Genomic DNA, 20,057 nt, shown 5'->3' with positions numbered 1-20,057 from the left:
CTCCCCCTAGGAGTCACACCATGGCAGTCCAGCCCCCGCCCGCCGACCGGCGGATCGTGATCGAGAACGTCGCGATCGCCACCGTGGACGCGAACGACACCGAGTACGCCCGCGGCCACGTGGTCATCCTCGGCAACACCATCGAGGCGGTGGGCGACGGCCCCGCCCCCGCGTGGCTGGAGAACGTGGTGCGCCGGATCAACGGCGAGGGCCACCTGGTCACCCCGGGCCTGGTCAACACCCACCACCACTTCTACCAGTGGATCACCCGCGGCCTGGCCCAGGACCACATCCTGTTCGACTGGCTGGTCGCGCTCTACCCGACCTGGGCGCGCATCGACGAGAAGCTCGTGCACGCCGCCGGCCAGGGCTCCGCCGCCGCACTGCTCAAGTCCGGCTGCACCACCGCCGCCGACCACCACTACGTCTTCCCGAAGGACGGCGGAGACGTCCTCGGCGCCTCCATCGAGGCCGTCCGGGAACTCGGACTGCGGTTCACCGCGCTGCGCGGCTCGATGGACCGCTCCCGGAAGGACGGCGGACTGCCGCCGGACCACGCGGTCGAGGACCTGGACGACATCCTGACCGCCTCCGAGGCCGCCGTGGACCGGTACCACGACTCCTCCTTCGGCTCGATGCTGCACGTCGCCCTGGCGCCCTGCTCGCCCTTCTCCGTCTCCACCGACCTGCTCCGCCAGTCCGCCGAACTCGCCCGCCGCAAGGGCGTCCGGCTGCACACCCACGGCTCGGAGACGGCCGAGGAGGAACAGTTCTGCAAGGAGCTGTTCGGCATGGGGCCGACCGACTACTTCGAGTCGGTGGGCTGGCTCGGCGAGGACGTCTGGATGGCGCACTGCGTGCACATGAACGACTCCGACATCGCCAAGTTCGCCGAGACCGGAACCGGCGTCGCCCACTGCCCCTCCTCCAACGCCCGCCTGGCGGCCGGGATCGCCCGGGTTCCCGACATGCTCCGGGCCGGCGTACCGGTCGGGCTCGGCGTCGACGGCACCGCCTCCAACGAGTCCGGCGAGCTGGGTACGGAGCTGCGCAACGCGCTGCTGATCAACCGGTTGCACGGCTCCCCCACCGCGCTGACCGGGCGGCAGGCGCTGCGCCTGGGCACCATGGGAGGCGCCCGGGTGCTCGGCCGGCAGGACGAGATCGGCTCGATCGAGGCCGGCAAGCTCGCCGACCTGGCGCTGTGGAAGGTCGACGGGATCATGCACTCGTCCATCGCCGACCCGGTCGCCGCGCTCACCTTCGGGGCGCTGCCGCCGCTGTCGGTGCTGTTCGTCAACGGCAACGCGGTGGTCGAGAAGGGGCTCCTGACCACCGTCGACGAGGATCGGATCGCGCGCGACTGCGCCCGCGCCGCCCGCGAGCTGGCGGCCCGTCCGGTCTGACGCCCACCCCGGACTCCGGGGGCGCCCAGGGACGGTGCGCTCCCGGACTCCGTACACCCCGGCGGGTGTACGGACCGCGGCCCCGGATCCACGGCGAGGGTCCGGGGCCGCGGCGTGCCTGGGGGGGCGGGGCGCCTGGGAGTCGGGGCGGTGAGCGGACGGATTTCAGCGAACAGATGATGAAAGTTGTCATCTGTTCGCTGAAATCCGTTATCTGAAATCTGTTCGAAGTTCGCTGTTCGCCGCCGACCCGTTCCCCGTCAGGCCTCGCGTCCGATCGTCGCGAGGTAGGCGCGCCAGCCACCGTGGTGGGTGATCTCGCGATGCACACCGCGCTCGACCTCGCCGCGGGCCAACAGCATCGACAGGCAGGCCGAGCCGTCCTCCAACTCGATCACGCCCAGCTCCAGTTCGCGCGGCTCGCCCGGCAGGATGACGTCCCGCAGCCGCTCCAGGGGAATGTCGTAGAGCTCGCCCTCGATCGCGGTGTCCGCCTCCGGGTCTGCCAGCAGCCCCGGGCAGACGTCCGTCCCGCCGCTGTGGTCGATGGAGAAGAAGCGGTAGCCGGGGGCGGTTCGGGCCGGCCCGATCAGCGAGTCGGCGACCTTGGCGTGGAAGGGGCCGCCGACCATCGCCTGGCCGTTGAAGAACATGCGCGCCATGGGTGAACTCCTTACGTGGAAAAGACCGTTCCGCACGGCGACGAGAGGACGGAGGGATGCGTCGCCGTACGGAACGCAGGGGTGGGCCGCCGGAGTACCTCGCCCTGACGGAGGGCGGTGGTGGCGCCGGCGGGCAACTGGGGATCAGCCCAGCAGGGGCAGCGCGGGGAGGGTCAGGAAGTCCACGAACTCCTCGGCGAGGGCGACCTGTTCGAAGAGCCGGGCGGCCTCCCGCCAGCGGCCGGCACCGTAGGCCTCTTCGCCCAGCTCGGCGCGGAGTTCGGCCAGCTCCGCGGCGACCAGGGCGCGGACCAGGTCGGCGGTGGCCTTCTCGCCGGTGTCGGACAGCACGACCCCGTTGTGGATCCACTGCCAGATCTGCGAGCGGGAGATCTCGGCGGTGGCGGCGTCCTCCATCATGTTGAAGATGGCGACGGCCCCGAGTCCGCGCAGCCAGGCCTCGATGTAGCGGATGCCGACCTGGACGGCGTTGTGCAGCCCCGCACGGGTGCAGTTGCCGCCGGCGCCCGCGATGTCGAGCAGCTGGGCGGCGGTGACCGGCTCGGCCGGGCCGGGGTCGTCCTTCTGGTGGGGCCGCTCGCCGAGGACCGCGTCGAAGGAGGCCCGGGCGACCGGCACCAGGTCGGGGTGGGCGACCCAGGAACCGTCGAAGCCGTTGCCGGCCTCCCGGTCCTTGTCCGCCTTGACCTTCTCCAGCGCGGCCGCGTTGACCTCCGGGTCGCGGCGGCTCGGGATGAACGCGGCCATGCCCCCGATCGCGTGGGCGCCGCGCCGGTGGCAGGTCTGCACGAGCAGCCGGGTGTAGGCGGCCATGAACGGCGAGGCCATGGTGACGCTGTTGCGGTCCGGCAGGATGTAGTGTTCGCCGGCGTCGCGGAAGTTCTTGACGATCGAGAACAGGTAGTCCCAGCGCCCGGCGTTGAGGCCGGCCGCGTGGTCGCGCAGCTCGTAGAGGATCTCGTCCATCTCGAAGGCCGCGGTGATGGTCTCGATCAGCACGGTCGCCCGGATCGTGCCGTACGGGAGGCCGAGTTCGGCCTGGGCGTGGGTGAACACGTCGTTCCACAGCCGGGCCTCGAGGTGGCTCTCGGTCTTCGGCAGGTAGAAGTACGGGCCGGAGTTCGGGTCCTCGGCGCCCTTGGCCAGCAGCCGGGCGGCGTTGTGGAAGAAGTAGAGGCCGAAGTCGACGAGCGCGCCGGCCACCGGAGCGCCGTCGACCAGCAGGTGGTTCTCGTCCAGGTGCCAGCCGCGCGGGCGGACGACGACCGTGGCGAGTTCGGCGGCGGGCTTGAGGGTGTAGGCCTTGCCGGCCGTGCTGGTGAAGTCGATCCGGCCCTCGAAGGCGTCGATCAGGTTGACCTGGCCGCCGACCACGTTCTCCCAGGTCGGGGAGGTGGCGTCCTCGAAGTCCGCGAGCCAGATCCGCGCCCCGGAGTTGAGCGCGTTGACGACCATCTTGCGGTCGGTCGGGCCGGTGATCTCGACCCGGCGGTCCTGGAGGGCGCGGGGCGCCTCGGCGACCTTCCAGTCCGCGGCCCGGATCCCGGCCGTCCCGGGGAGGAAGTCCAGCGTTCCGGCGGCGGCGATCTCGGCGCGGCGGGTCTTCCGCCTGGCCAGCAGCTCCTGCCGGCGCCCCTCGAAGGCGCGATGGAGCCCGGCGACGAAGGCGATCGCCTCCGGGGTGAGCACCTCCTCCGCCCGGGGGACGTGCGGACCGGCGACAGTGACGACCGGAGCGGCGGGGAAGGCGGTTGGGGGTACCCCCGGCCGGAGGCTGGGGGAGGGCCCCTGATCTGCAGCCATGAGCAGGACACTCCTAAGACGGTTGAGCCTGGCGAAGGGAGCTCCGGCAGGAACCTCCCCGGGGAACTTCCTCGATCGGAACGCGCCTGTCGGCGAGTTCGATTCTGTAAAGTGGAGACTAGTTTCCGCGATACAGAATTTCAACGATTTGTTGAAGAGGTCGCCGGGACTCCACTCCTCCCCGACAGTGAAGGGAACGCAGGTGGTTGCGACCCCCGACCCGGCTTCGACGACCGGCACGGACCGCCCGGGCGGCGGCGTGCAGTCCGTCGAGCGCGCCTTCCAACTCCTGGAGGCACTGGCCGACTCCGGGGGCGTGGCCACGCTCAGCGAACTCTCCACCACCTCCGGCCTCCCGATGCCGACCATCCACCGACTGGTTCGTACCCTCGTCCAGCAGGGCTATGTCCGCCAGGACACCGCGCGCCGCTACACCCTCGGCCCCCGGCTGATCCGCCTGGGCGAGACGGCCGGCCGGCTGCTCGGCAGCTGGGCCCGCCCGTACCTGGCCGAGCTCATGGAGGCCACCGGCGAGACCGCCAACCTGGCGGTGCTGGAGGGCGGCGAGGTGGTGTACGTCGGACAGGTGCAGTCCCGCCGCTCGATGCGGATGTTCACCGAGGTCGGCCGACGGGTGCAGCCGCACTGCACCGGCGTCGGCAAGGCTCTGCTCGCCCAGCTCCCCGAGGACGAGGCCCGCACCGTCCTCGGCCCCAACCCGCTGCCCGCGCACACCGAGTACACGGTCACCGACCCGCAGGAGCTGATGCGCCAGCTCGCCGAGGCGCGCGAGCGCGGTTACGTGGTCGACGACCAGGAGCAGGAGATCGGCGTCCGGTGCATCGCGCTCGCCGTCCCGGGCGCGCCGACGCCCACCGCCCTCTCGGTCTCCGGGCCGGAGGCCCGCATCCGGGCCCTGGAGGAACAGACCGGGGGCTCCTCGCTGGTGCCGGTGATGCACCGGATCGCGGCTCGACTGGGGCAGGTCCTCGCTCCCTGAGGTCCTCACCCCCCGAGGTCTTCCGTCCCTGAGGTCCTCGCACCCCGAGCTCCTGGCGCCCTGAGGTCCTCACGCTCTGAGACCCTCACGCCCTGACGGGGCGTCAACCACCGTTGCCGGTCGACCCGGTCGGGGCGGCGCGGCGCGTCATCCGTTCGAGCGGACGACGGGCGGGTTGCCACCGGGCTCCGGCGGCTGCTCCGCCACCCTGGTGCCGACGCGGCCCGCAACGGCGCGGGCGGCCGGGACGCGAGGGCAGGGTGAACGGGGATGGAACAGCAGCACCGGGACGTACGGGGCGGCGTTCAAGGCGGTCGGGGGCGGGGTGGCGGCGGCCGGCGTGCCGCGAGGGGCAGGGGGTTCGGCGGGGCCGGGCTGGTCGCGGCCGTGGCGGCAGGGTGCGCGGTGACGGTGCTGGCCACCGACCCGTCCTGGGCCCTGCTGCGGCCCGAGCCCCGGCCCGCGGTGGAGGTCGTCGCGACGGGCACGCCCGGGGCGTCCACCCTGCCCGCGCCGGCGACGGCCACCGCCTCCACCCTGCCGGCTCCGGCCAAGCCCGCGGCGGGGGCCACGGCCGGTTCCGGTTCCGGCTCCGGCTCCGATTCAGGTTCCGGTTCGGGGGCGCACGGGGCCTCCACGCTGCCCGCGCCGGCCGCCGCTCGACCGTCCGACTCCGACCTGGAAGTGGTCCGGATGGACCCGGATCCGGCCACACCCGGCGGCACCACCACCATCCACGCCTTCGTCGACAACCGGGGCCCGGACACCACCGCCTCCCCGTTCACGGTCGTGATCACCCTGCCGGAGGGCGTCAGCCCGCAGGGCCCGTACTTCCCGTCCGACTGCCGGGTGACGGGCCACGGCCGCGTCGTGCGGTGCGTGTTCGGCGCCGGGCTGCGGGAGGGGCGCAGCGCGACCGCGCTCGTCCCGGTCCGGCTCGACCCTGAGCTGCCGGTGGGCAGACTGAGCGGCGGCTCGGTCACGGTGCGCAGCGCGGACGACCGGAACGAGGACGACAACCGGCAGCCGTTCGACATCACGGTGGCAGAGACGGCTGCCGGCGCCTGAACCGGCCGTATCCCGCCGGTGGGACCGGGCCGACCGGCGGGACCGGCCCGGCGGTGACCCCGGTCCTACCGGAAGACGCGGACGTAGTCGGCGGCGAACGTGATCGGGGCGGCCCCCTGCGGCGCCGGATGGTACTGCCCCGCAGACACGGAGAGGTTGAGGATCAGGTACGCCGACCAGTTGGCGCCGACGCCCCTGCCGTCCGAGAAGACCTTGACGCCGTTGACGTACCAGTCCACCGAATTGGCGCCGTAGTGGGTGCCGATGGTCACCCACCGGCCCTTCGCGACGGCGCTCGCGTCGGTGTGGTATCTGGCATTGCCCGGGTTGACGTGGTTGGTCAGCTCCAGCAGGTTCGGGTTGTCGGGGTGGTACTCGAATGAGTCGATCTCCCCGTTGCCGTTCTTCCAGGTCCACAGGGCCGGCCAGGCGCCGCTGTCGGCGGGCAGCTCGACCCGGGTCTCGGCGTAGTCGCCGGTCCTGACCTGGAAGCCCTCGTCGGAACCCTCGGTGGTCAGGAAGCCGGTGTTCCAGGACCGCTTGCCGTTCTCCAGGGCCGGACCGCCGGGCGTGGCGGTGAAGGTGGCGACCCCGTTGGCGACGCTGACGTTGTTCCTGTTCAGCCAGTCGAGCTTGTTGTCGCCCGGGTTGTGATTGGCGTACCGGTACGCGGTGCTCTTGTCGCCGACCCAGCGCCGGCCCCAGCTGATCGCGCCGTTGAACTCGTCCGACCAGGTCAGCGACTTGCCGGCGACCGGGGATGACGGCGCCGCGGTGCTCGGGTTCGGCGTGGTCGGCTTGGTCGTCGGATCGGTGGTCGGGGCCGGGGTCGGGGCCGGGGTCGGGGTCGGGGTCGGGGTCGGCGTGGACGTCCCGGCCGCCGAGACCACCAGCCGCTGCGAGGACAGGTTGTGCCAGGTGCCGCCGAGGTCCTGCCAGAAGCCGAACCGGGTGTACGTCCCGGCAGGCAGGGCACGCGCGCCGCTGGTGAAGTCGAACCCGCTCGGGCAGATCTGCACGTCGGAGGCCTTGCCGGGGAAGTCGAGGTTGTTGCCGCGCGCGTCGCGCACGCCCACGCCGACAGTCCTCGCGGTGACGCAGGCCGAGGAGTGCAGACCGAGCGAGGCGGCGGTGGCCTTGCCCGCGACCATGGTGGCGGGGCCGAGCCGGTCCTGGGTGACGGTCGGCGCGGAGACCGTCGGCACGGCGGTCACGGTCGGCGCGGTCACGGTCGGCGCCGTGACGGTCGGCGCCGTGACGGCCTGGGCCCCGCTGACGGACGACAGGCCGAGCAGACCGGCACCGCTGATGGCGAGCGCCCCGGTGGCGGCGAGGGCGGCGTTGCGGCCGCGGCGGGACGGACGGGCGTGGCGTGGACCGCGACGGCGGGCGGGCGCGAGCGCGGGCCGCGGCATGGAGCCGGCAGGCTTGGGCATGGGGGTGACCTCTGCGACGCCTGCGAGGTGAGCTGTCGGGTTCGGGCTGAGGCTGCCCGGCCACCTGGGGAGCGGCTTCACCCCTAGCCGCGGCCCGTACGCAGGGGCGTACGGGCCGGGCGCTGACCTTGGTTCCCCCGCTCCCGTCCGCTGTGGTGCTCGGTGACCCGCCCACGGGTGGACAGGACTCGGCGTCCCGGCGGCGGGGTCCGCGAGGGCGGACGACCGTTGCAGGCTAGGCAGGCCGTACGTGAGCGGACAACTCGGCCGGGCGGGTTGTCGCGCAGCTCACAGCGGTGTCGATCAACGACGCTGCGTGGCAGCCGAGTTGATCACGGACAGGGCGGGAGGAGTAGGACGGGGATCACCCAGCCGGCCGGGCGGCAGGAGCGGTGTGCGGCCCTGCCCATGTGCCGGTCGCACACCCGGGCGGCCGCGTGATGGCGGACCGTACCGTGGCGACTGCCTGACCGAGTGCACCCGGTCGGATAAATTGGAGGTCGGACATCATCCGCCGTGCACAAGAGCGGCGAGCCCGACCGGATGCTCGCCACGACCTGACAGAGACGAGGACCCGCCCCACCATGACCGCGCCCCTGCCCGCCTTCGCCGGCCGCACCTACCTCTTCCAGGCCGACAACGGCGCGGCCTTCCGCAACACCTACTCGGCCGACGGCACGCGGCTGCGCTGGGAGGGCCTCGGCGAGTCCGCGGGCCAGTGGGAGGACGTGCGGCTGCACGTCGCCGAGGTCGCGCCCGAGATCTACTTCGTCAGCTGGACCGAACAGAGCGGGATCACCGTCAGCCACGTGATGGACCTCGGCAAGCTGACCGTGCGGGCCTTCTGGACCTTCGAGGGCGAGGGCGGCCGGGTCGGCGAGCTGCACACCGGGACGCTGGAGCGGGTGGCCTGAGCGCTGGGACCGCCGGACGGGGCCGGACGGCTCCTGAACGACCTGGACGACCTGGACGACCTGGACGACCTGAATGATCGAACCCCCGGGGCTGAGGCTCCGGGGGTTCGATCATTCGGCCGGTCAGGCTCGGCCGGGTCCGTTCAGACGGTCTGGTTCGGCACCTTGAGGTGCTGGGACAGCCACTCCAGCGAGGAGGGCAGCAGGGCGCTCCAGGTCTCGAAGTTGTGGCCGCCGTTGTCCAGCATGCTGTACGAGACCTTCATCGGGCTCTGTACCGCGTTGACGAAGGCCTCGGTCTCCTGCCGGTAGTTGCCGTCCCCCTTCTTGGTGCCGGCCAGCAGCACGGACACCTTCGGCTGCGGCAGGTTCTTCAGCCGCCACATCAGGTTGGCCTCGTCGCGGCGCTGCTTGCTGCCGCCGAAGAGGTCACCCGTGGTCGGGTCGTCGGCCGCGTCGTAGTAGGCGGAGAGCGCGACGGCGGTCGGGAAGACGTCCGGGTGGCGCATGGCCAGCTTGAGCGCGCAGTAGCCACCGGTCGAGTTGCCCATGAAGGCCCAGGCCTGCGGGTCCGAGGAGACCCGGTAGCTGGCCTGGATCGCCGAGGGCACGTCCTTGGTGAAGTAGGTGTCGGACTGCGGGCCGTTCGGGATGTCCTCGCACTCGGTGTCCTGCGGCAGCGCGGGCGAGGGACGCACCAGGACCATGACGGTCGGCTGCATCCGCCCTTCCTGCAGCAGCTTGAGCGCGGCACCCGGGTAGTTGAAGCGGGTGATCAGGTTCTCGGCGATTCCTGGGAATCCGGTGCTGACGATCACGGCCGGGAACTGCTTCTGGGCGTACTCCGGCTGGAAGTACTGCGGGGGCAGGTAGACGTAGCCCTCGGTGGACAGCCGGCTGACCGCGCCGTCGATCCGGACCTTGCGGATCTCGCCGGACTGGCTGGGCTCACGGCCCATCGCGCCGCCGCCCTTGACCGCGGCCTGGCCCATCGTCTCCACCATCAGCCGGCCGGAGGCGTCCGCCTTGTTGTGGATGACCACCGGTCCGGTGTCGCCGATGCCCAGCAGGTCGCCCCAACTGCTGTAGAAGGCGAAGTAGTTGTTGGCGACCAGGCCGAGCGTGGCGAGCACCGCGAGCTGGGTGGCGAGCAGTGCGCCGATCCGGCCGAGCACCGCCCGCCAGCTCTTCTTCGCGAGTCTGGGCCACAGCCAGACCGTGCCGACCATCATTGCGACCGCGATCAGTGCGGTCAGCGCCAGCACCTTGTGGCTCGTCAGACCCATGCCCTGCTTGCTCCCACGCCTCGAACTCCAGTCCCCTCCGCTGGGGACATCCGAGGAGGTCACCCCGGTTCCCCCTGCCGGGGCGCGAGGATCAACCCTAACCCCAGCTGGGAGGAAGCTGACGGCGGCTGGGAGGTCACGGGGAGCGGGGCGGAGCGATGACAACGTTCAGATAACAGATTTCGAAAGTTGTCATCTGAAATCTGTCGGCTGTCGGCTGTCGGCTGTCGGCTGTCGGCTGTCGGCTGTCGACCACGGTCACCCCCCTGACCCCCGGCCCGGGCTCAGCCGACCCGCCCCCACAGCCGTAGCCCCGCTGCGAGCTCGCGCATGCAGCGCGCGCCGAGATCCTGCGGGGAACCCGGACCGGCGAGCGGCGCATCGGAGGAGGCCCACTGCTCCAGGGCCACCCGGATCGCCGCGGTCGCGGCGGCGGCCGCCAGCCGGATCTCCAGCGGGTCGGTGCCGTCCGGGCAGCGCTCGGTGAGGGCGGCCCGCAGCCGCTCCTCCGAGTCGGCGTGGACGCGCTGCCAGGTGGCGTTCAGCTTCGGGTCGCGCAACAGACCGCGGGCCCACCGCATCATCTCCGCCCGCGCGTCGTCGGCCGGGGTCAGCGACGCGACCGCCGCACGCTCCAGCGCCTCGAGTAGCGGCAGGTCCGCGGGGCTCGCCGCGAACAGCTCCACCCACTCCTGCCCGCCCGACGCGAGCAGCGGGGCGACGGCGTCCTCCTTGACGGAGAAGTACCGGTAGAAGGTGCGCAGCGAGATGCCCGCGGCGAGGGCGATCTCCTCGGCGGTGGTCGCGTCCGTGCCCCGTTCGGCGAAGAGCGCGGCGGCGGTACGGGCGATCTCCAGCCGGGTGGCCTCACGGCGGCGCTGGGTCAGGGTCGGGCGTCCGGTCACGGGGTCAGCCTACGCGTGCGGATGCCAAGGCGGCACGTCGCGACGGTTCGGCACGAATGGACTTGTTGGCACAACGTGTCACCTAGGCGTACCGTGCCTCTTGAGGTCGAGAGACCACGAACGAACGGAGTACCACCATGGACCGCTTCAGCGGACGGAACGTGCTGATCACCGGCGGCGGCTCTGGCATCGGCCAGGCCACCGTGCACCGGATCCTCGCCGAGGGCGGGAAGGTCGTCGCCGTCGACGTCGACGAGGACGGCCTGAAGAGGACCCTGGACCGCGCCACCACCGAGGGCACCGCGGACCGCCTGACCACCCAGGTGCTGGACGTCTCGGACGAGGCGGCCGTCGTCGCGGGCGTGGCCGAGGCGGTCGCCGGCCTGGGCGGCCTGGACGTGCTGGTCAACGCGGCCGGCATCCTCCGCTCCTCGCACACCCACGCGACCAGCCTGGAGTTCTGGAACAAGCTCCTCGCGGTGAACCTGACCGGCACCTTCCTGATGACCCGCGAGGCGCTCCCCGCGCTGCTCGCCGGCGGCAAGGGCGTGGTGGTCAACTTCAGCTCCACCTCCGCGAGCTTCGCCCACCCCTACATGGCCGCGTACGCCGCGACCAAGGGCGGCATCCAGTCCTTCACCCACGCCATCGCCTCGGAGTACTCGAAGCAGGGCCTGCGCGCGGTCTGCGTCGCGCCGGGCAGCATCGACAGCGGCATGACCCACAACCCGGGCCTGCCCGCCGACGCCGACTTCGGCCTGCTGGCCAAGCTCTCCCCCGCCCTCGGCCAGGGCTTCGCCGGCCCGGAGACGGTGGCCGGCGTGATCGCCATGCTCGCCTCCGACGACGGCGCCTTCGTCACCGGCACCGAGCTCCGCATCGACGGCGGCACCCACATGTGACGTCGGTCGACCGATGGGGCGACTGGCTGGGCGACCAGTCAGTCGCTCCGCCGGTCGCCCTGCCGTCCCCCTTGAGGGCGGGGCCGGGACCAGCCGACCGCCGCCCCGATGCCGAGCCGGGGGCCGGAGCGGCGGTCACCGCAAGGGCTTCGCCAGGAGGAGTTCGCGGCTGAGCCCGTCGGCGAGCAGGTCGCCGGGCTCCGCGAGCGGGGTGAAACCGTGGCGGCGGTAGAGGGCGAGCGCCGGGTGGTTGCCAGGGAGCACGGCGAGGCGCAGCGTGGTGCCGCCGGTGGCCCGCGCCCAGCGCTCGACCTCCTCGACGAGACGGTCCGCGACGCCCCGGCCACGTGCCCGCGGGGCGACCCACAGCGAGCGCAACTCCCGTACGCCGTCCGGCGATCCGGGCAGTCCGCCGACCAGTCCCACCGGATCGTCGTCCAGCAGGGCCGCGACGTGGAGGGCGTCCGGCAGGCGGAGCCGGTCGTGCCAGCGGTCCTCGCCGCCCTGGTGCCAGTCGGCCAGGCCGGCCTTGAAGGCCTCGGGCGAACCGGTCAGGGCGGCGAGGCGGAGGTCCCGCCAGAGCGGCCAGTCGGCGGTCGTGAGGGTTCGGAGCGTCAACGTCACCATGTCCGGCACCGTAGAGGACGCGCCCGGCACCCGTCGGTTCGTTCCCGTAGTCGGTGGAGCCGGCGGTGCCCTACGGCGTGCGCCAGTCGGCGGCGAAGGCGGCGGCCGGGTTGGCGACGAGGAGCAGCTCGGGCAGGTCCGGGCCGTAGCTGCGGGCGAGGCGCGGGACGAGGTCGGTGAGCAGGCCGACCGGGCCACCGGCGGCACGGGCGGTTCGGGTGGTGGTGTCGGCGCCGAGCAGCAGTCGGGTGGCGTGGCCCGCCTCGACCAGGTCGGTGATCACGTCGAAGGCCTGGTGGTCGCCGGGGTGGCCGGCTCGGGAGGGACTGTCCAGGGCGAGATGGACGCCTTCGGCGGCCAGGGCCCGGTGCAGCGCGCGATCGGGGAGCCGGGTGAGGTGGCCGAGGATGATCCGGTCGGGCCGGACGCCGTGCCGATCGCGCAGCCGGTGCAGGACCCAGCGCGGATCGCCGTCGGCTTCGAGGTGGACGGCGATCGGGGCGCCGGTGGCGTGGTGGGCCTCGGCCGCCGCGGCCATCGTCCACTGGGTATGCCGGCCGGCGGGCCCCCGATCGTCCGCGACCTTGATCAGCCCGGCGCGGACGCCCGCCGGCGCGCCGGGCAGACCGGTGGTGAGTTCGGCGACGAAGCGCTCCGCGAGGCCGGCGTACGCGCCGGGGCGCTCGGCCGACTCGGCGCCGGATTCCGGGAAGAAGCCCGGCGCGTAGTGGACCGCCTGGTGCGCGCCGGTGGCGGCGACGACGTGGACGCCGGTCGCACGGGAGAGCGCGGCGAGGGAGTCCGCGCCCCGGCCCAAACCGAGCGGGGTCCACTGGACGAAGGTACGGCCGCCGCCGGCGGCGTAGGCGCGCAGGACGTCCTCGGCGGCGGCCGGATCGTCCAGCTCCTGGCCGGGGAGCAGCGGGCTGCGGATGAAGAGGTGGTCGTGGGAGTCGGTGACCCCGAGCTCGGCGGGGTCCAGGTCTCCGAGGACCGTACGGACGGTAGGGCCGGTGCGGCTCATGCCCGGGCCTCCTCGGTGGCGCTCTCGGCGACGGTGTCCGACTCGGTGTCGGCCTCGGTGTCGGCGGCGTTCCCGTCAGTCCCGGTGTCGGCGGTGTTCCCGTCAGTCCCGGTGTCGGCGGTGTTCCCGTCAGTCCCGGTGTCGGCGGTGCCCCTGTCGGCCTCGGCGAAGGTGGCGGTGGCGACACGCAAGCCCGCCAGGGCCTTGGGGAGGCCGACGTACGGCGCGAGGTGGACGATGACCTCGGTGATCTCCGCCGCCGTCAGGCCGATCCGCCGGCTGTAGCGGACGTGGTCGGCCAGCTGCGGCTCGACGCCGCCGAGCGCGGTGAGGGCGGCCAGATTGGCGATCTGGCGGTCACGCAGGGTCAGACCGGGGCGCTGGTAGGTGCCGCCGAAGAGGCTGGTGACGATCCAGTCGGGAAATCCGGGGGCGAGGGCGTCCAGTCCCCCGAGCGTGGCACCGGCGCCAGGACCCGCGAGTTCGGCGAGCAGGGCGTGACCGGCCGCGCGGTCGAACGGGGCCGGGGTGAGGTCGGTGCCGGCGGGAGCGGTCGCGGGGGACATCGGGGCGGTGGGTCCTTTCACCAGTGGCGGCCGGCCGGCAGCCGGTCGAGTTCGGGGTGGGACAGGTGCAGCACCTGGTAGCGGACGCCGGGCTCCTCCTCGGGGGCCGGGCCGCACCAGAGGGCGAAGCGGAGCAGTTCCCAGCGGCTCGGGTCGACGGCCACGGCGGCGGTGTGCAGGGCCGGGTGCGCGGGCAGGTCGGCGAGCGCCCGCTCGACGGCCTCGGCCGGGTCGGCGGATTCCGGCAGCCGTACGGTCTCGCGGGTGGCGGTGGTCGGCGGCCCGGGTGCGGGCGCCGCTGCCACGGACTCCGGTGCCGGTGCCGGTGCCGGTGTCGCTGTCGCTGTCGCTGTCGACGCCGGTGCCGGTACTGGTGCCGGTGCTGACGAGGCTTCGGACGCACCGTGGGCCAGGCCCGCGCCGAGCCAGTGCCGGACGGTGGGGCGGCCGAAGTCGGCGCTCAGGCCGCGGAAGCCCGGCCCCCAGAGGAAGCCGTTCATGCCCTCGGCGGTGCGCCAGAGGTAGAACGGCGCGTACTGGTTGACGGGCGAGCCCTGTCGGCCGCGCTCGCGGACCAGGTAGGCCTTGAGGCCGAGGCCGGGGTGCGCGTCGAGCAGGTGGCCCTTGTCGGCGACGCGCTTGCGGATGATGCCCATGTCGTAGTCGGCGGGGAGGGTGATCTCGTACTGCATGGCGTGCACGGCGGGGCTCCTCGGGTTCGACGGGTTCGACGGGTACGGCAAGCTGTCCGACGGGCGCGGCCCGGTGATTCAGGCCGTACGGTGGGCCGCGAGCAGCCCGAGGGCACCGCGGACGGCCCGGTCGAACGGCTCGACGCTGTCGGCGGCGCGGGCCAGGACGTAGCCGCCCTGAACGACGGCGACCACGGCGGCGGCGGTGTCGGCCGGGTCGAGGCCGGGAGCGAACTCGCCGTCCGCCTGGCCGTCGGCGATCAGTCCGGCGATCCGGCCGCGCAGCCAGTCGAAGGTCTCCTCGACCGGCGCGCGCAGGAGCGGGTCGGCGACCACGTCCGGGTCCTGGGCCATCCGGCCGATCCGGCAGCCGCGCAGGACGTCACGGTCGCGGTGCAGGTAGGCGGCGATCCGGTCGTAGGCGGTGCCGGGGGCGGCGAGGTCGGCCTCGGCGACGTTCCGCATCTGCTCGGCGCTGCGGCGCAGGGCGGCGGCCGCGAGGTCGGGCTTGCCGGTGAAGTGGTGGTACATGCTGCCCTGGCCGACCCCGGAGCGCTGCTGGATGGCCTTGGGGCTGGTGCCGACGTAGCCGCGCTCCCAGAGGAGGGCCTGGGTGCTCTCGATGAGGCGGTCCTGGGTGCTCATGCGGATCACTGTACATACCAGTAGGTACAGAAGGCCAGGGCGGACTCTGTCCGGGCTCCGACTCCGGACAGTCGGGCGATCTCCGGGCGATCTCCGGGGTTCTTCCGGGTTCTTCCAGGTTCTTCCGGGTTCTCCCGGGTTCTCCCGAGTTCTCCCGAGTTCTCCCGGGTTCTCCCGGGTTCTCCCGGGTTCTCCCGGGGTTCGCTCCCCGCTGGCGAGCGAGAACGGTTGAGGGCCGTGCGCCGCCCCCCGGCGGCCACGGCCCCTCGACCGTTCGTCATCCCCCGCCCCGCCGAACGGCATTCCGGCGCGCCTGGTGGCGCGCGTCACGTCACGGACGGTCGCCGGCGTCACCCCGGGTAGGGGTGCACGGCGCATTGCGCGGGCGGACGAGCGTGGATTCCGAGCCGCTACGGCAGCGCGCGCCGGATCTCCGGCGCCACCTCGCTCGCGAACAACTCCAGTTGCTCCCGTTGCGCCCCTTCGGTGAGCGCGTCGACCCCGATGCCGACCACCTCGTTGCCGAAGGCCTCGTGGTAGCGGTGGATCTTCTCGATCACCTGCTGCGGACTGCCGACCAGCGCCGAGCCGCGCTCCAGCGCGTCCTCGAGCGAGGTGAACGGCGAGTTGTTGTGCCGGCCGGCGGCCGACTCGAACAGCGCGTCCCAGTACGGGCGGAAGCCCTCGACGGCGTCCTGGGAGCGCCTGGCGACGTACAGCCCGCCGAAGCTCGCGCCCACTCGGGCCCGCGCCGGGTCGTGCCCGTAGTGCTCCCAGCGCTCGCGGTAGTGGTCGACCAGTGCCCGGTACTTCTCCAGCGGGTGGAAGGAGTTGGCGGAGAAGAGCGGGTCGCCGTGGCGGGCCGCGAGGTCGGTGGACCGCGTGCTGGTCGCGCTGCCGTGCCACACCGGGATCGGATCCTGGAGCGGGCGCGGCCAGACCGTGGCAGCCGTGAGCGGCGGGCGGGTCGAGCCCTCCCAGGTCACCTGCTCCTCGCGCCAGAGCCTGCGCAGCAGACCGTAGTTCTCCGCGAGCGCCTCCCACTGACGCTCCTCGGGGAGGCCGAACAGGCCGAAGTGGCGCGGGTCGTTGCCCTTGCCGACGATCAACTCGATCCGACCTCCGGAGAGTTGGTCGAGCATCGCGTAGTCCTCGGCGACCCGGACGGGGTCCAGGACGCTGAGCACCGTCACCGCGGTGAACAGCCGGATGGTGGAGGTGCGGGCGGCGATGGCGCTGAGCAGCAGGGGCGGCGCCGGGGAGAGGAACGGCTCACCGTGCCGCTCCCCCACGCCGTAGCCGTCGTAACCGAGCTGCTCGGCGAGGATCGCCTGATCGATGACGCTGTGCAGTTTCTGCTGCGGGGCGCGCCGGACACCGGTGACCGGGTCGGGGGCGTTGGCGACGAGGGACGAGACGGTGAACCGCACGGCGGTCTCCTTGGGCTCTCGGGTCGGGCTCGGGACGGGCCGGGGACGGGCCAGGGACGGGCTCGGACCTGGCCGGGAACGGGCTGAGCAGGGCCGGGGACGGGCTCGGCGGGGCCGTGGCGTCCCCGAACGCGATGAGCCGCGCGGAGAGCGGAGCGCGGGGAGACGGTGCATGGTCCGGCGCTGCGCGCTCACGGGCGGCACCGGCGGAACGGCTGACGGGGCGGGCGGTGGGCCGCTCGGGCGGCGGGGCTCGCGGGTGGTGTCAGCGTCAGCGGTCGGTGCTGCGGAGGCGGCGACAACAACAGCGGGCCGCGGAGACGGCAACGAGCCCGGTCACCGCCACGGTCACGGCCCGGACTGCCATCTCGCCTCCCCCTCGCCTCGCACGCACACGATCCTCCGCGAGCATAGGCACCGGCCAGGAGCGGGGCAAGGCTCCATCCGCCACGGCCGGCTGGCAAGATGTCCGGCATGACCTACCTCCCCGCGGGCGACCGCTACGACTCGATGACCTACCGGAAGGCCGGCCGCAGCGGCGTCCAGCTGCCCGCCGTCTCGCTCGGGCTCTGGCACAACTTCGGTGACGCCCAGCCGCTGGAGGTGCAGCGGGCCGTGCTGCGCCGGGCCTTCGACCGGGGCATCACCCACTTCGACCTGGCGAACAACTACGGCCCGCCGTACGGCAGCGCCGAGCGCAACTTCGGCTACCTGTTCGCCCAGGACTTCCGGCCGTACCGCGACGAGCTGTTCATCGCGACCAAGGCCGGCTGGGACATGTGGCCCGGCCCGTACGGCAACGGCGGCAGCCGCAAGTACCTGCTGGCCAGCCTCGACCAGTCGCTGGAGCGGATGGGGCTGGACTACGTCGACGTCTTCTACTCGCACCGGTACGACCCGGACACCCCGATCGAGGAGACGATGGGGGCGCTGGACAGCGCGGTCCGCTCGGGCAAGGCGCTGTACGCGGCGATCTCCAACTACCCCGCGGAGCAGCACCGGGAGGCGGTGGCGATCCTGCGCGAGCTGGGGACGCCGGTGCTGATGAACCAGTCGGCGTACTCGATCCTCAACCGGTACGTGGAGGACGGCGGCGTGCTGGACGCGGTGGGCGACACCCAGACCAGCCTCATCGCCTACTCGCCGCTCGCCCAGGGATTGCTGACCGACCGCTACCTGTCCGGGGCGGTTCCGGCGGGCTCGCGGATGTCGGTCGGGAAGTTCCTCACCGAGGAGGCGCTGACCGAGCAGAAGCTGGAGCAGCTGCGGGCGCTGGCCGAGGTCGCCGAGCGACGCGGCCAGACGCTGGCGCAGCTGGCGCTCTGCTGGGTACTGCGGGACCCGCGGGTGGTCTCGGTGATCATCGGCGCGAGCAGCGTGGCCCAGCTGGACCAGAACCTCGACGCACTGGCGGCCGGGCCACTGACGGCGGAGGAGCTGGCGGAGATCGACCGGCTGAGCCGCTGAGAGCGGCGGAGGCGCCGACCGGCGGCTGGCGGATACCGGCTGGACGGCTGACGGCTGACGGCTGACGGCTGACGGCTGACAAGCGGCGGATGACAGCTGACAGATTTCAACATCTGTCAGCTGTCATCTGTCTGCCGTCGCCCGTTACTTGTCAGCGGTCATCTGACATCTGTCAGATTCCGGCCTTCGGCCGCTTGATGCCCAGGGCAGGAAGAACCGTTTCTGCAACCCGATGGGCCTCCTCCAGCAGCGGGTTGCCCGAGAGGATGAAGGTGTCGACGCCCAGCGCCTCGAACTCCTGCAGGCGCTCGATCACCTGGGCCGTCGAGCCGACCACCGCCGTACCGGGCCCGGGGCGGAACAGGCTCATCCCCGGCCAGAGGTTGGGGTAGGCCTCCAGCTCCCGGGCCCGCGCCGGCACCTTCCCCCCGTGCTGGCGGAACTGCCGCTGCCAGCCGACCCCGTCCTCCGCCTTCGCGCCACCCAGCTGGCGCGCGTAGGTGGCCTCGCTGGTGACGTCCAACAGCCGGTCGGCGGCCGCCCAGGCCTCGTCCTCGGTGTCGCGGACGATCAGGTGCAGCCGCAGCCCGATCCGCAGGGTCCGGCCGTGGGCGGCGGCCCGCTCGCGGACCAGGTCCAGCTTCTCCTTGAGCAGGTGCGGCGGCTCGCCCCAGGTCAGGTAGACGTCCACGTACTGGGCCGCCATCTCGATGCCGGCCGCCGAGCTGCCACCGAACCAGAGCGGGATGCCGCCGGCCTGCACCGGGGCCAGTTCGCGCAGACTCGCTCCCGCGTCCTTCAGCTCGTAGAACTCGCCCTTGTGGTCGAAGACTTCACCCGCCGTGAGGCGCTTGACGATCGACCAGTACTCTCCGCTGAGCCGGTAGCGGTCGTCGTGCTCGACGTCCAGGCCGTACTCGCGCAGCTGCGCGGTCGAGCCGTTCACCACGTTGAAGCGCAGCCGGCCGCCGTGCAGGTGGTCGAAGCTGAGCGCCATCTTGGCCAGCAGGGTGGGCGAGACCAGCCCCGGATGGACGGCCAGCAGCGGCTTGAAGGCCGGGGTGGTGGCGGCCGCGAGCGCGCTGCCGAGCGTCCAGACGTCGTGCAGGTCGGTCGCGAGCAGGGCTCCGGTGTAGCCCAACCGTTCGACGCTGCCAGCCAGTTGCTGGAGGTAGCCGAGGTCCACCGGGCGGCGCCCGGCCGGTTCCCAGGGGTAGTGGCCCTCGCGCGGAATGATGTACCAGAGGACTTCGGAGGCCACGGATCAGACCGCCTTCGCGAGCGCGGCGGCCACCGGGGCCTCCAGCGCGGGGAGGTGGGCTTCGGCGACGGTCAGTATCCGGTCGATGAATCCCACTCCGTGGAAGATGTCCGCGGCCTCCTGCTGCTCGGCGACGAACCCGGCGGTGGCGGGCTCCAGTCGCCAGGGCAGCGCGACCAGAGCGGACTGCCAGTCGGCGGCCGTACCGCCCAGTTCCTCGGCGGCGATCGCGGCCGCCTCGGCCGGATTGGCGGCCGCCCAGGCGTCCGCCCGGCGCAGCGCGGTCACGATCGCGGCAACCACCTCGGAGCGCCCGGTCGCGAAGTCCCGGCGGGTGAAGAACACCGAGCGGTCGGTGATGACGTCACCGGTGCGGACCAGCTCGCGGAACTCCCCGGTGCGGCGGGCGGCGGCAAGTTCGGCGCCCTGGGCGATCCAGCCGGAGATCTCGCCCTCGCGCAGCCGCCGGGCCTGGTCCTGGCCAGCCGCCGGGCGCTCCGGGGTGACGTCGCCGCCGTACGAAAGCCCCTGCGCGTGCAGGGCCTTGGCGAGCAGGTGGGTCTGCCAGGAACCGACGGCGAGGACGACGGTGGCGCCCTTGAGGTCCTCGACCGCCCGCACCGGGCCGGAGTCCAGCACCAGCAGGGCGCCGTGGTCCGGGCGGGGTGCGGAGACGGCCGCGTAGACCAGGTCATGGCCGGCCGCCTGGGCGGTGATCGGCGGGGTGGAGCCGGTGCCGCCGAAGTCGATGACGCCCTCGGCGAGCAGCGCGCCGGTGCGGGTGCCGTCCGCGTAGTGGTGGAAGGCTCCGGTCTCGCCGAGCGGGGCCAGCTCCTCGTCCAGGTACGGGAGCCGGGCGAGGTAGTAGAGCGAGGGGTTGCTGGCGTGGACGCCGAGGGTGACGGTCATCTGGTCAACTCCGGTGGTGCGGGGTCGGTTTGT

19 protein-coding genes and 1 riboswitch are annotated in these 20,057 nt (G+C 72.7%); of the genes, 6 read left to right on the top strand and 13 right to left on the bottom strand.

Annotation, left to right across the window (positions count from 1 at the left end; translation table 11 throughout):
* Positions 1-20: 20 nt before the first annotated feature.
* On the top strand, positions 21-1,406 hold the full coding sequence (locus tag ABZ449_RS01555) for an 8-oxoguanine deaminase (protein WP_360338240.1): 1,386 nt from the start codon (positions 21-23) through the stop codon (positions 1,404-1,406).
* Between the two features lie 260 nt (positions 1,407-1,666).
* Here the strand turns inward: ABZ449_RS01555 and ABZ449_RS01550 are convergent, their stop codons facing one another.
* Positions 1,667-2,068, bottom strand: coding sequence for a gamma-glutamylcyclotransferase (locus tag ABZ449_RS01550; protein ID WP_360338237.1), 402 nt, complete (start codon positions 2,066-2,068; stop codon positions 1,667-1,669).
* A 144-nt stretch (positions 2,069-2,212) separates the two neighbouring features.
* Entirely contained in the window at positions 2,213-3,892 is a 1,680-nt protein-coding gene (gene aceB / locus ABZ449_RS01545; RefSeq protein ID WP_360338234.1) for a malate synthase A, read from the bottom strand.
* Between the two features lie 202 nt (positions 3,893-4,094).
* Here aceB and ABZ449_RS01540 point away from each other — a divergent pair, with 202 nt between their 5' ends.
* A complete protein-coding gene (locus ABZ449_RS01540) occupies positions 4,095-4,892 on the top strand; it encodes an IclR family transcriptional regulator (protein ID WP_360338231.1) in 798 nt (265 codons plus the stop codon).
* A 387-nt stretch (positions 4,893-5,279) separates the two neighbouring features.
* Positions 5,280-5,960, top strand: coding sequence for a hypothetical protein (locus ABZ449_RS01535; protein WP_360338229.1), 681 nt, complete (start codon positions 5,280-5,282; stop codon positions 5,958-5,960).
* A 65-nt stretch (positions 5,961-6,025) separates the two neighbouring features.
* Here ABZ449_RS01535 and ABZ449_RS01530 read toward each other — a convergent pair whose 3' ends face one another.
* Positions 6,026-7,396 carry a hypothetical protein gene (locus ABZ449_RS01530; protein WP_360338226.1) on the bottom strand — a complete coding sequence of 457 codons (1,371 nt, stop codon included), beginning with the start codon at positions 7,394-7,396 and terminating at the stop codon, positions 6,026-6,028.
* 2 nt (positions 7,397-7,398) lie between these two features.
* Positions 7,399-7,564: riboswitch (cyclic di-AMP (ydaO/yuaA leader) on the bottom strand.
* Between the two features lie 416 nt (positions 7,565-7,980).
* On the opposite strand from ABZ449_RS01530, the gene ABZ449_RS01525 reads away from it, so the two are divergent.
* Positions 7,981-8,310, top strand: a complete 330-nt coding sequence (locus ABZ449_RS01525) for a MoaF N-terminal domain-containing protein (protein ID WP_360338223.1) — start codon at positions 7,981-7,983, stop codon at positions 8,308-8,310.
* A gap of 143 nt (positions 8,311-8,453) precedes the next feature.
* On the opposite strand, the gene ABZ449_RS01520 is transcribed toward ABZ449_RS01525, so the two are convergent.
* The gene (locus tag ABZ449_RS01520) at positions 8,454-9,596 is read right to left on the bottom strand and encodes an alpha/beta hydrolase-fold protein (RefSeq protein WP_360338220.1); all 1,143 of its coding nucleotides are present in this window, start codon (positions 9,594-9,596) and stop codon (positions 8,454-8,456) included.
* 284 nt (positions 9,597-9,880) lie between these two features.
* Positions 9,881-10,501: a TetR family transcriptional regulator gene (locus ABZ449_RS01515; RefSeq protein WP_360338218.1), complete on the bottom strand. Its 621-nt coding sequence runs from the start codon at positions 10,499-10,501 to the stop codon at positions 9,881-9,883.
* A gap of 137 nt (positions 10,502-10,638) precedes the next feature.
* Here ABZ449_RS01515 and ABZ449_RS01510 point away from each other — a divergent pair, with 137 nt between their 5' ends.
* On the top strand, positions 10,639-11,403 hold the full coding sequence (locus tag ABZ449_RS01510; RefSeq protein ID WP_360338215.1) for an SDR family oxidoreductase: 765 nt from the start codon (positions 10,639-10,641) through the stop codon (positions 11,401-11,403).
* Positions 11,404-11,538: 135 nt separating this feature from the next.
* Here ABZ449_RS01510 and ABZ449_RS01505 read toward each other — a convergent pair whose 3' ends face one another.
* The 6 genes from ABZ449_RS01505 to ABZ449_RS01480 all read right to left on the bottom strand — a co-directional run bounded on the left by ABZ449_RS01505 (position 11,539) and on the right by ABZ449_RS01480 (position 16,387).
* On the bottom strand, positions 11,539-12,030 hold the full coding sequence (locus ABZ449_RS01505) for a GNAT family N-acetyltransferase (RefSeq protein WP_360338212.1): 492 nt from the start codon (positions 12,028-12,030) through the stop codon (positions 11,539-11,541).
* Between the two features lie 70 nt (positions 12,031-12,100).
* Positions 12,101-13,054 carry a phosphotriesterase gene (locus ABZ449_RS01500; RefSeq protein ID WP_360338209.1) on the bottom strand — a complete coding sequence of 318 codons (954 nt, stop codon included), beginning with the start codon at positions 13,052-13,054 and terminating at the stop codon, positions 12,101-12,103.
* On the bottom strand, positions 13,051-13,620 hold the full coding sequence (locus ABZ449_RS01495) for a carboxymuconolactone decarboxylase family protein (RefSeq protein ID WP_360338206.1): 570 nt from the start codon (positions 13,618-13,620) through the stop codon (positions 13,051-13,053). Before ABZ449_RS01495 ends, ABZ449_RS01500 begins: the two co-directional genes overlap by 4 nt.
* Positions 13,621-13,637: 17 nt before the next feature.
* Entirely contained in the window at positions 13,638-14,321 is a 684-nt protein-coding gene (locus tag ABZ449_RS01490; protein WP_360338203.1) for a DUF4865 family protein, read from the bottom strand.
* A 69-nt stretch (positions 14,322-14,390) separates the two neighbouring features.
* On the bottom strand, positions 14,391-14,957 hold the full coding sequence (locus tag ABZ449_RS01485; protein WP_360338200.1) for a TetR/AcrR family transcriptional regulator: 567 nt from the start codon (positions 14,955-14,957) through the stop codon (positions 14,391-14,393).
* A gap of 410 nt (positions 14,958-15,367) precedes the next feature.
* On the bottom strand, positions 15,368-16,387 hold the full coding sequence (locus tag ABZ449_RS01480; protein WP_360338197.1) for an LLM class flavin-dependent oxidoreductase: 1,020 nt from the start codon (positions 16,385-16,387) through the stop codon (positions 15,368-15,370).
* Positions 16,388-16,861: 474 nt separating this feature from the next.
* Here ABZ449_RS01480 and ABZ449_RS01475 point away from each other — a divergent pair, with 474 nt between their 5' ends.
* Positions 16,862-17,854: an aldo/keto reductase gene (locus ABZ449_RS01475; RefSeq protein ID WP_360338194.1), complete on the top strand. Its 993-nt coding sequence runs from the start codon at positions 16,862-16,864 to the stop codon at positions 17,852-17,854.
* A gap of 172 nt (positions 17,855-18,026) precedes the next feature.
* On the opposite strand, the gene ABZ449_RS01470 is transcribed toward ABZ449_RS01475, so the two are convergent.
* Together ABZ449_RS01470 and ABZ449_RS01465 are read right to left on the bottom strand one after the other, a co-directional pair.
* The gene (locus ABZ449_RS01470) at positions 18,027-19,115 is read right to left on the bottom strand and encodes an LLM class flavin-dependent oxidoreductase (RefSeq protein WP_360338191.1); all 1,089 of its coding nucleotides are present in this window, start codon (positions 19,113-19,115) and stop codon (positions 18,027-18,029) included.
* 3 nt (positions 19,116-19,118) lie between these two features.
* A complete protein-coding gene (locus tag ABZ449_RS01465; RefSeq protein WP_360338188.1) occupies positions 19,119-20,024 on the bottom strand; it encodes an ABC transporter substrate-binding protein in 906 nt (301 codons plus the stop codon).
* Positions 20,025-20,057: the final 33 nt, after the last annotated feature.

It is taken from the genome of Kitasatospora sp. NPDC005856 (genome assembly GCF_040629945.1).
Taxonomy (GTDB): domain Bacteria; phylum Actinomycetota; class Actinomycetes; order Streptomycetales; family Streptomycetaceae; genus Kitasatospora.
This window is presented reverse-complemented; position numbering and strand designations above follow the sequence as displayed.

Coding starts and splice junctions, on each gene's coding strand:
- ABZ449_RS01555 (WP_360338240.1), top strand. CDS start 21: ATGGCAGTCCAGCCCCCGCCCGCCGACCGGCGGATCGTGATCGAGAAC.
- ABZ449_RS01550 (WP_360338237.1), bottom strand. CDS start 2,068: ATGGCGCGCATGTTCTTCAACGGCCAGGCGATGGTCGGCGGCCCCTTC.
- aceB (WP_360338234.1), bottom strand. CDS start 3,892: ATGGCTGCAGATCAGGGGCCCTCCCCCAGCCTCCGGCCGGGGGTACCC.
- ABZ449_RS01530 (WP_360338226.1), bottom strand. CDS start 7,396: ATGCCCAAGCCTGCCGGCTCCATGCCGCGGCCCGCGCTCGCGCCCGCC.
- ABZ449_RS01525 (WP_360338223.1), top strand. CDS start 7,981: ATGACCGCGCCCCTGCCCGCCTTCGCCGGCCGCACCTACCTCTTCCAG.
- ABZ449_RS01520 (WP_360338220.1), bottom strand. CDS start 9,596: ATGGGTCTGACGAGCCACAAGGTGCTGGCGCTGACCGCACTGATCGCG.
- ABZ449_RS01510 (WP_360338215.1), top strand. CDS start 10,639: ATGGACCGCTTCAGCGGACGGAACGTGCTGATCACCGGCGGCGGCTCT.
- ABZ449_RS01505 (WP_360338212.1), bottom strand. CDS start 12,030: ATGGTGACGTTGACGCTCCGAACCCTCACGACCGCCGACTGGCCGCTC.
- ABZ449_RS01500 (WP_360338209.1), bottom strand. CDS start 13,054: ATGAGCCGCACCGGCCCTACCGTCCGTACGGTCCTCGGAGACCTGGAC.
- ABZ449_RS01495 (WP_360338206.1), bottom strand. CDS start 13,620: ATGTCCCCCGCGACCGCTCCCGCCGGCACCGACCTCACCCCGGCCCCG.
- ABZ449_RS01485 (WP_360338200.1), bottom strand. CDS start 14,957: ATGAGCACCCAGGACCGCCTCATCGAGAGCACCCAGGCCCTCCTCTGG.
- ABZ449_RS01475 (WP_360338194.1), top strand. CDS start 16,862: ATGACCTACCTCCCCGCGGGCGACCGCTACGACTCGATGACCTACCGG.
- ABZ449_RS01465 (WP_360338188.1), bottom strand. CDS start 20,024: ATGACCGTCACCCTCGGCGTCCACGCCAGCAACCCCTCGCTCTACTAC.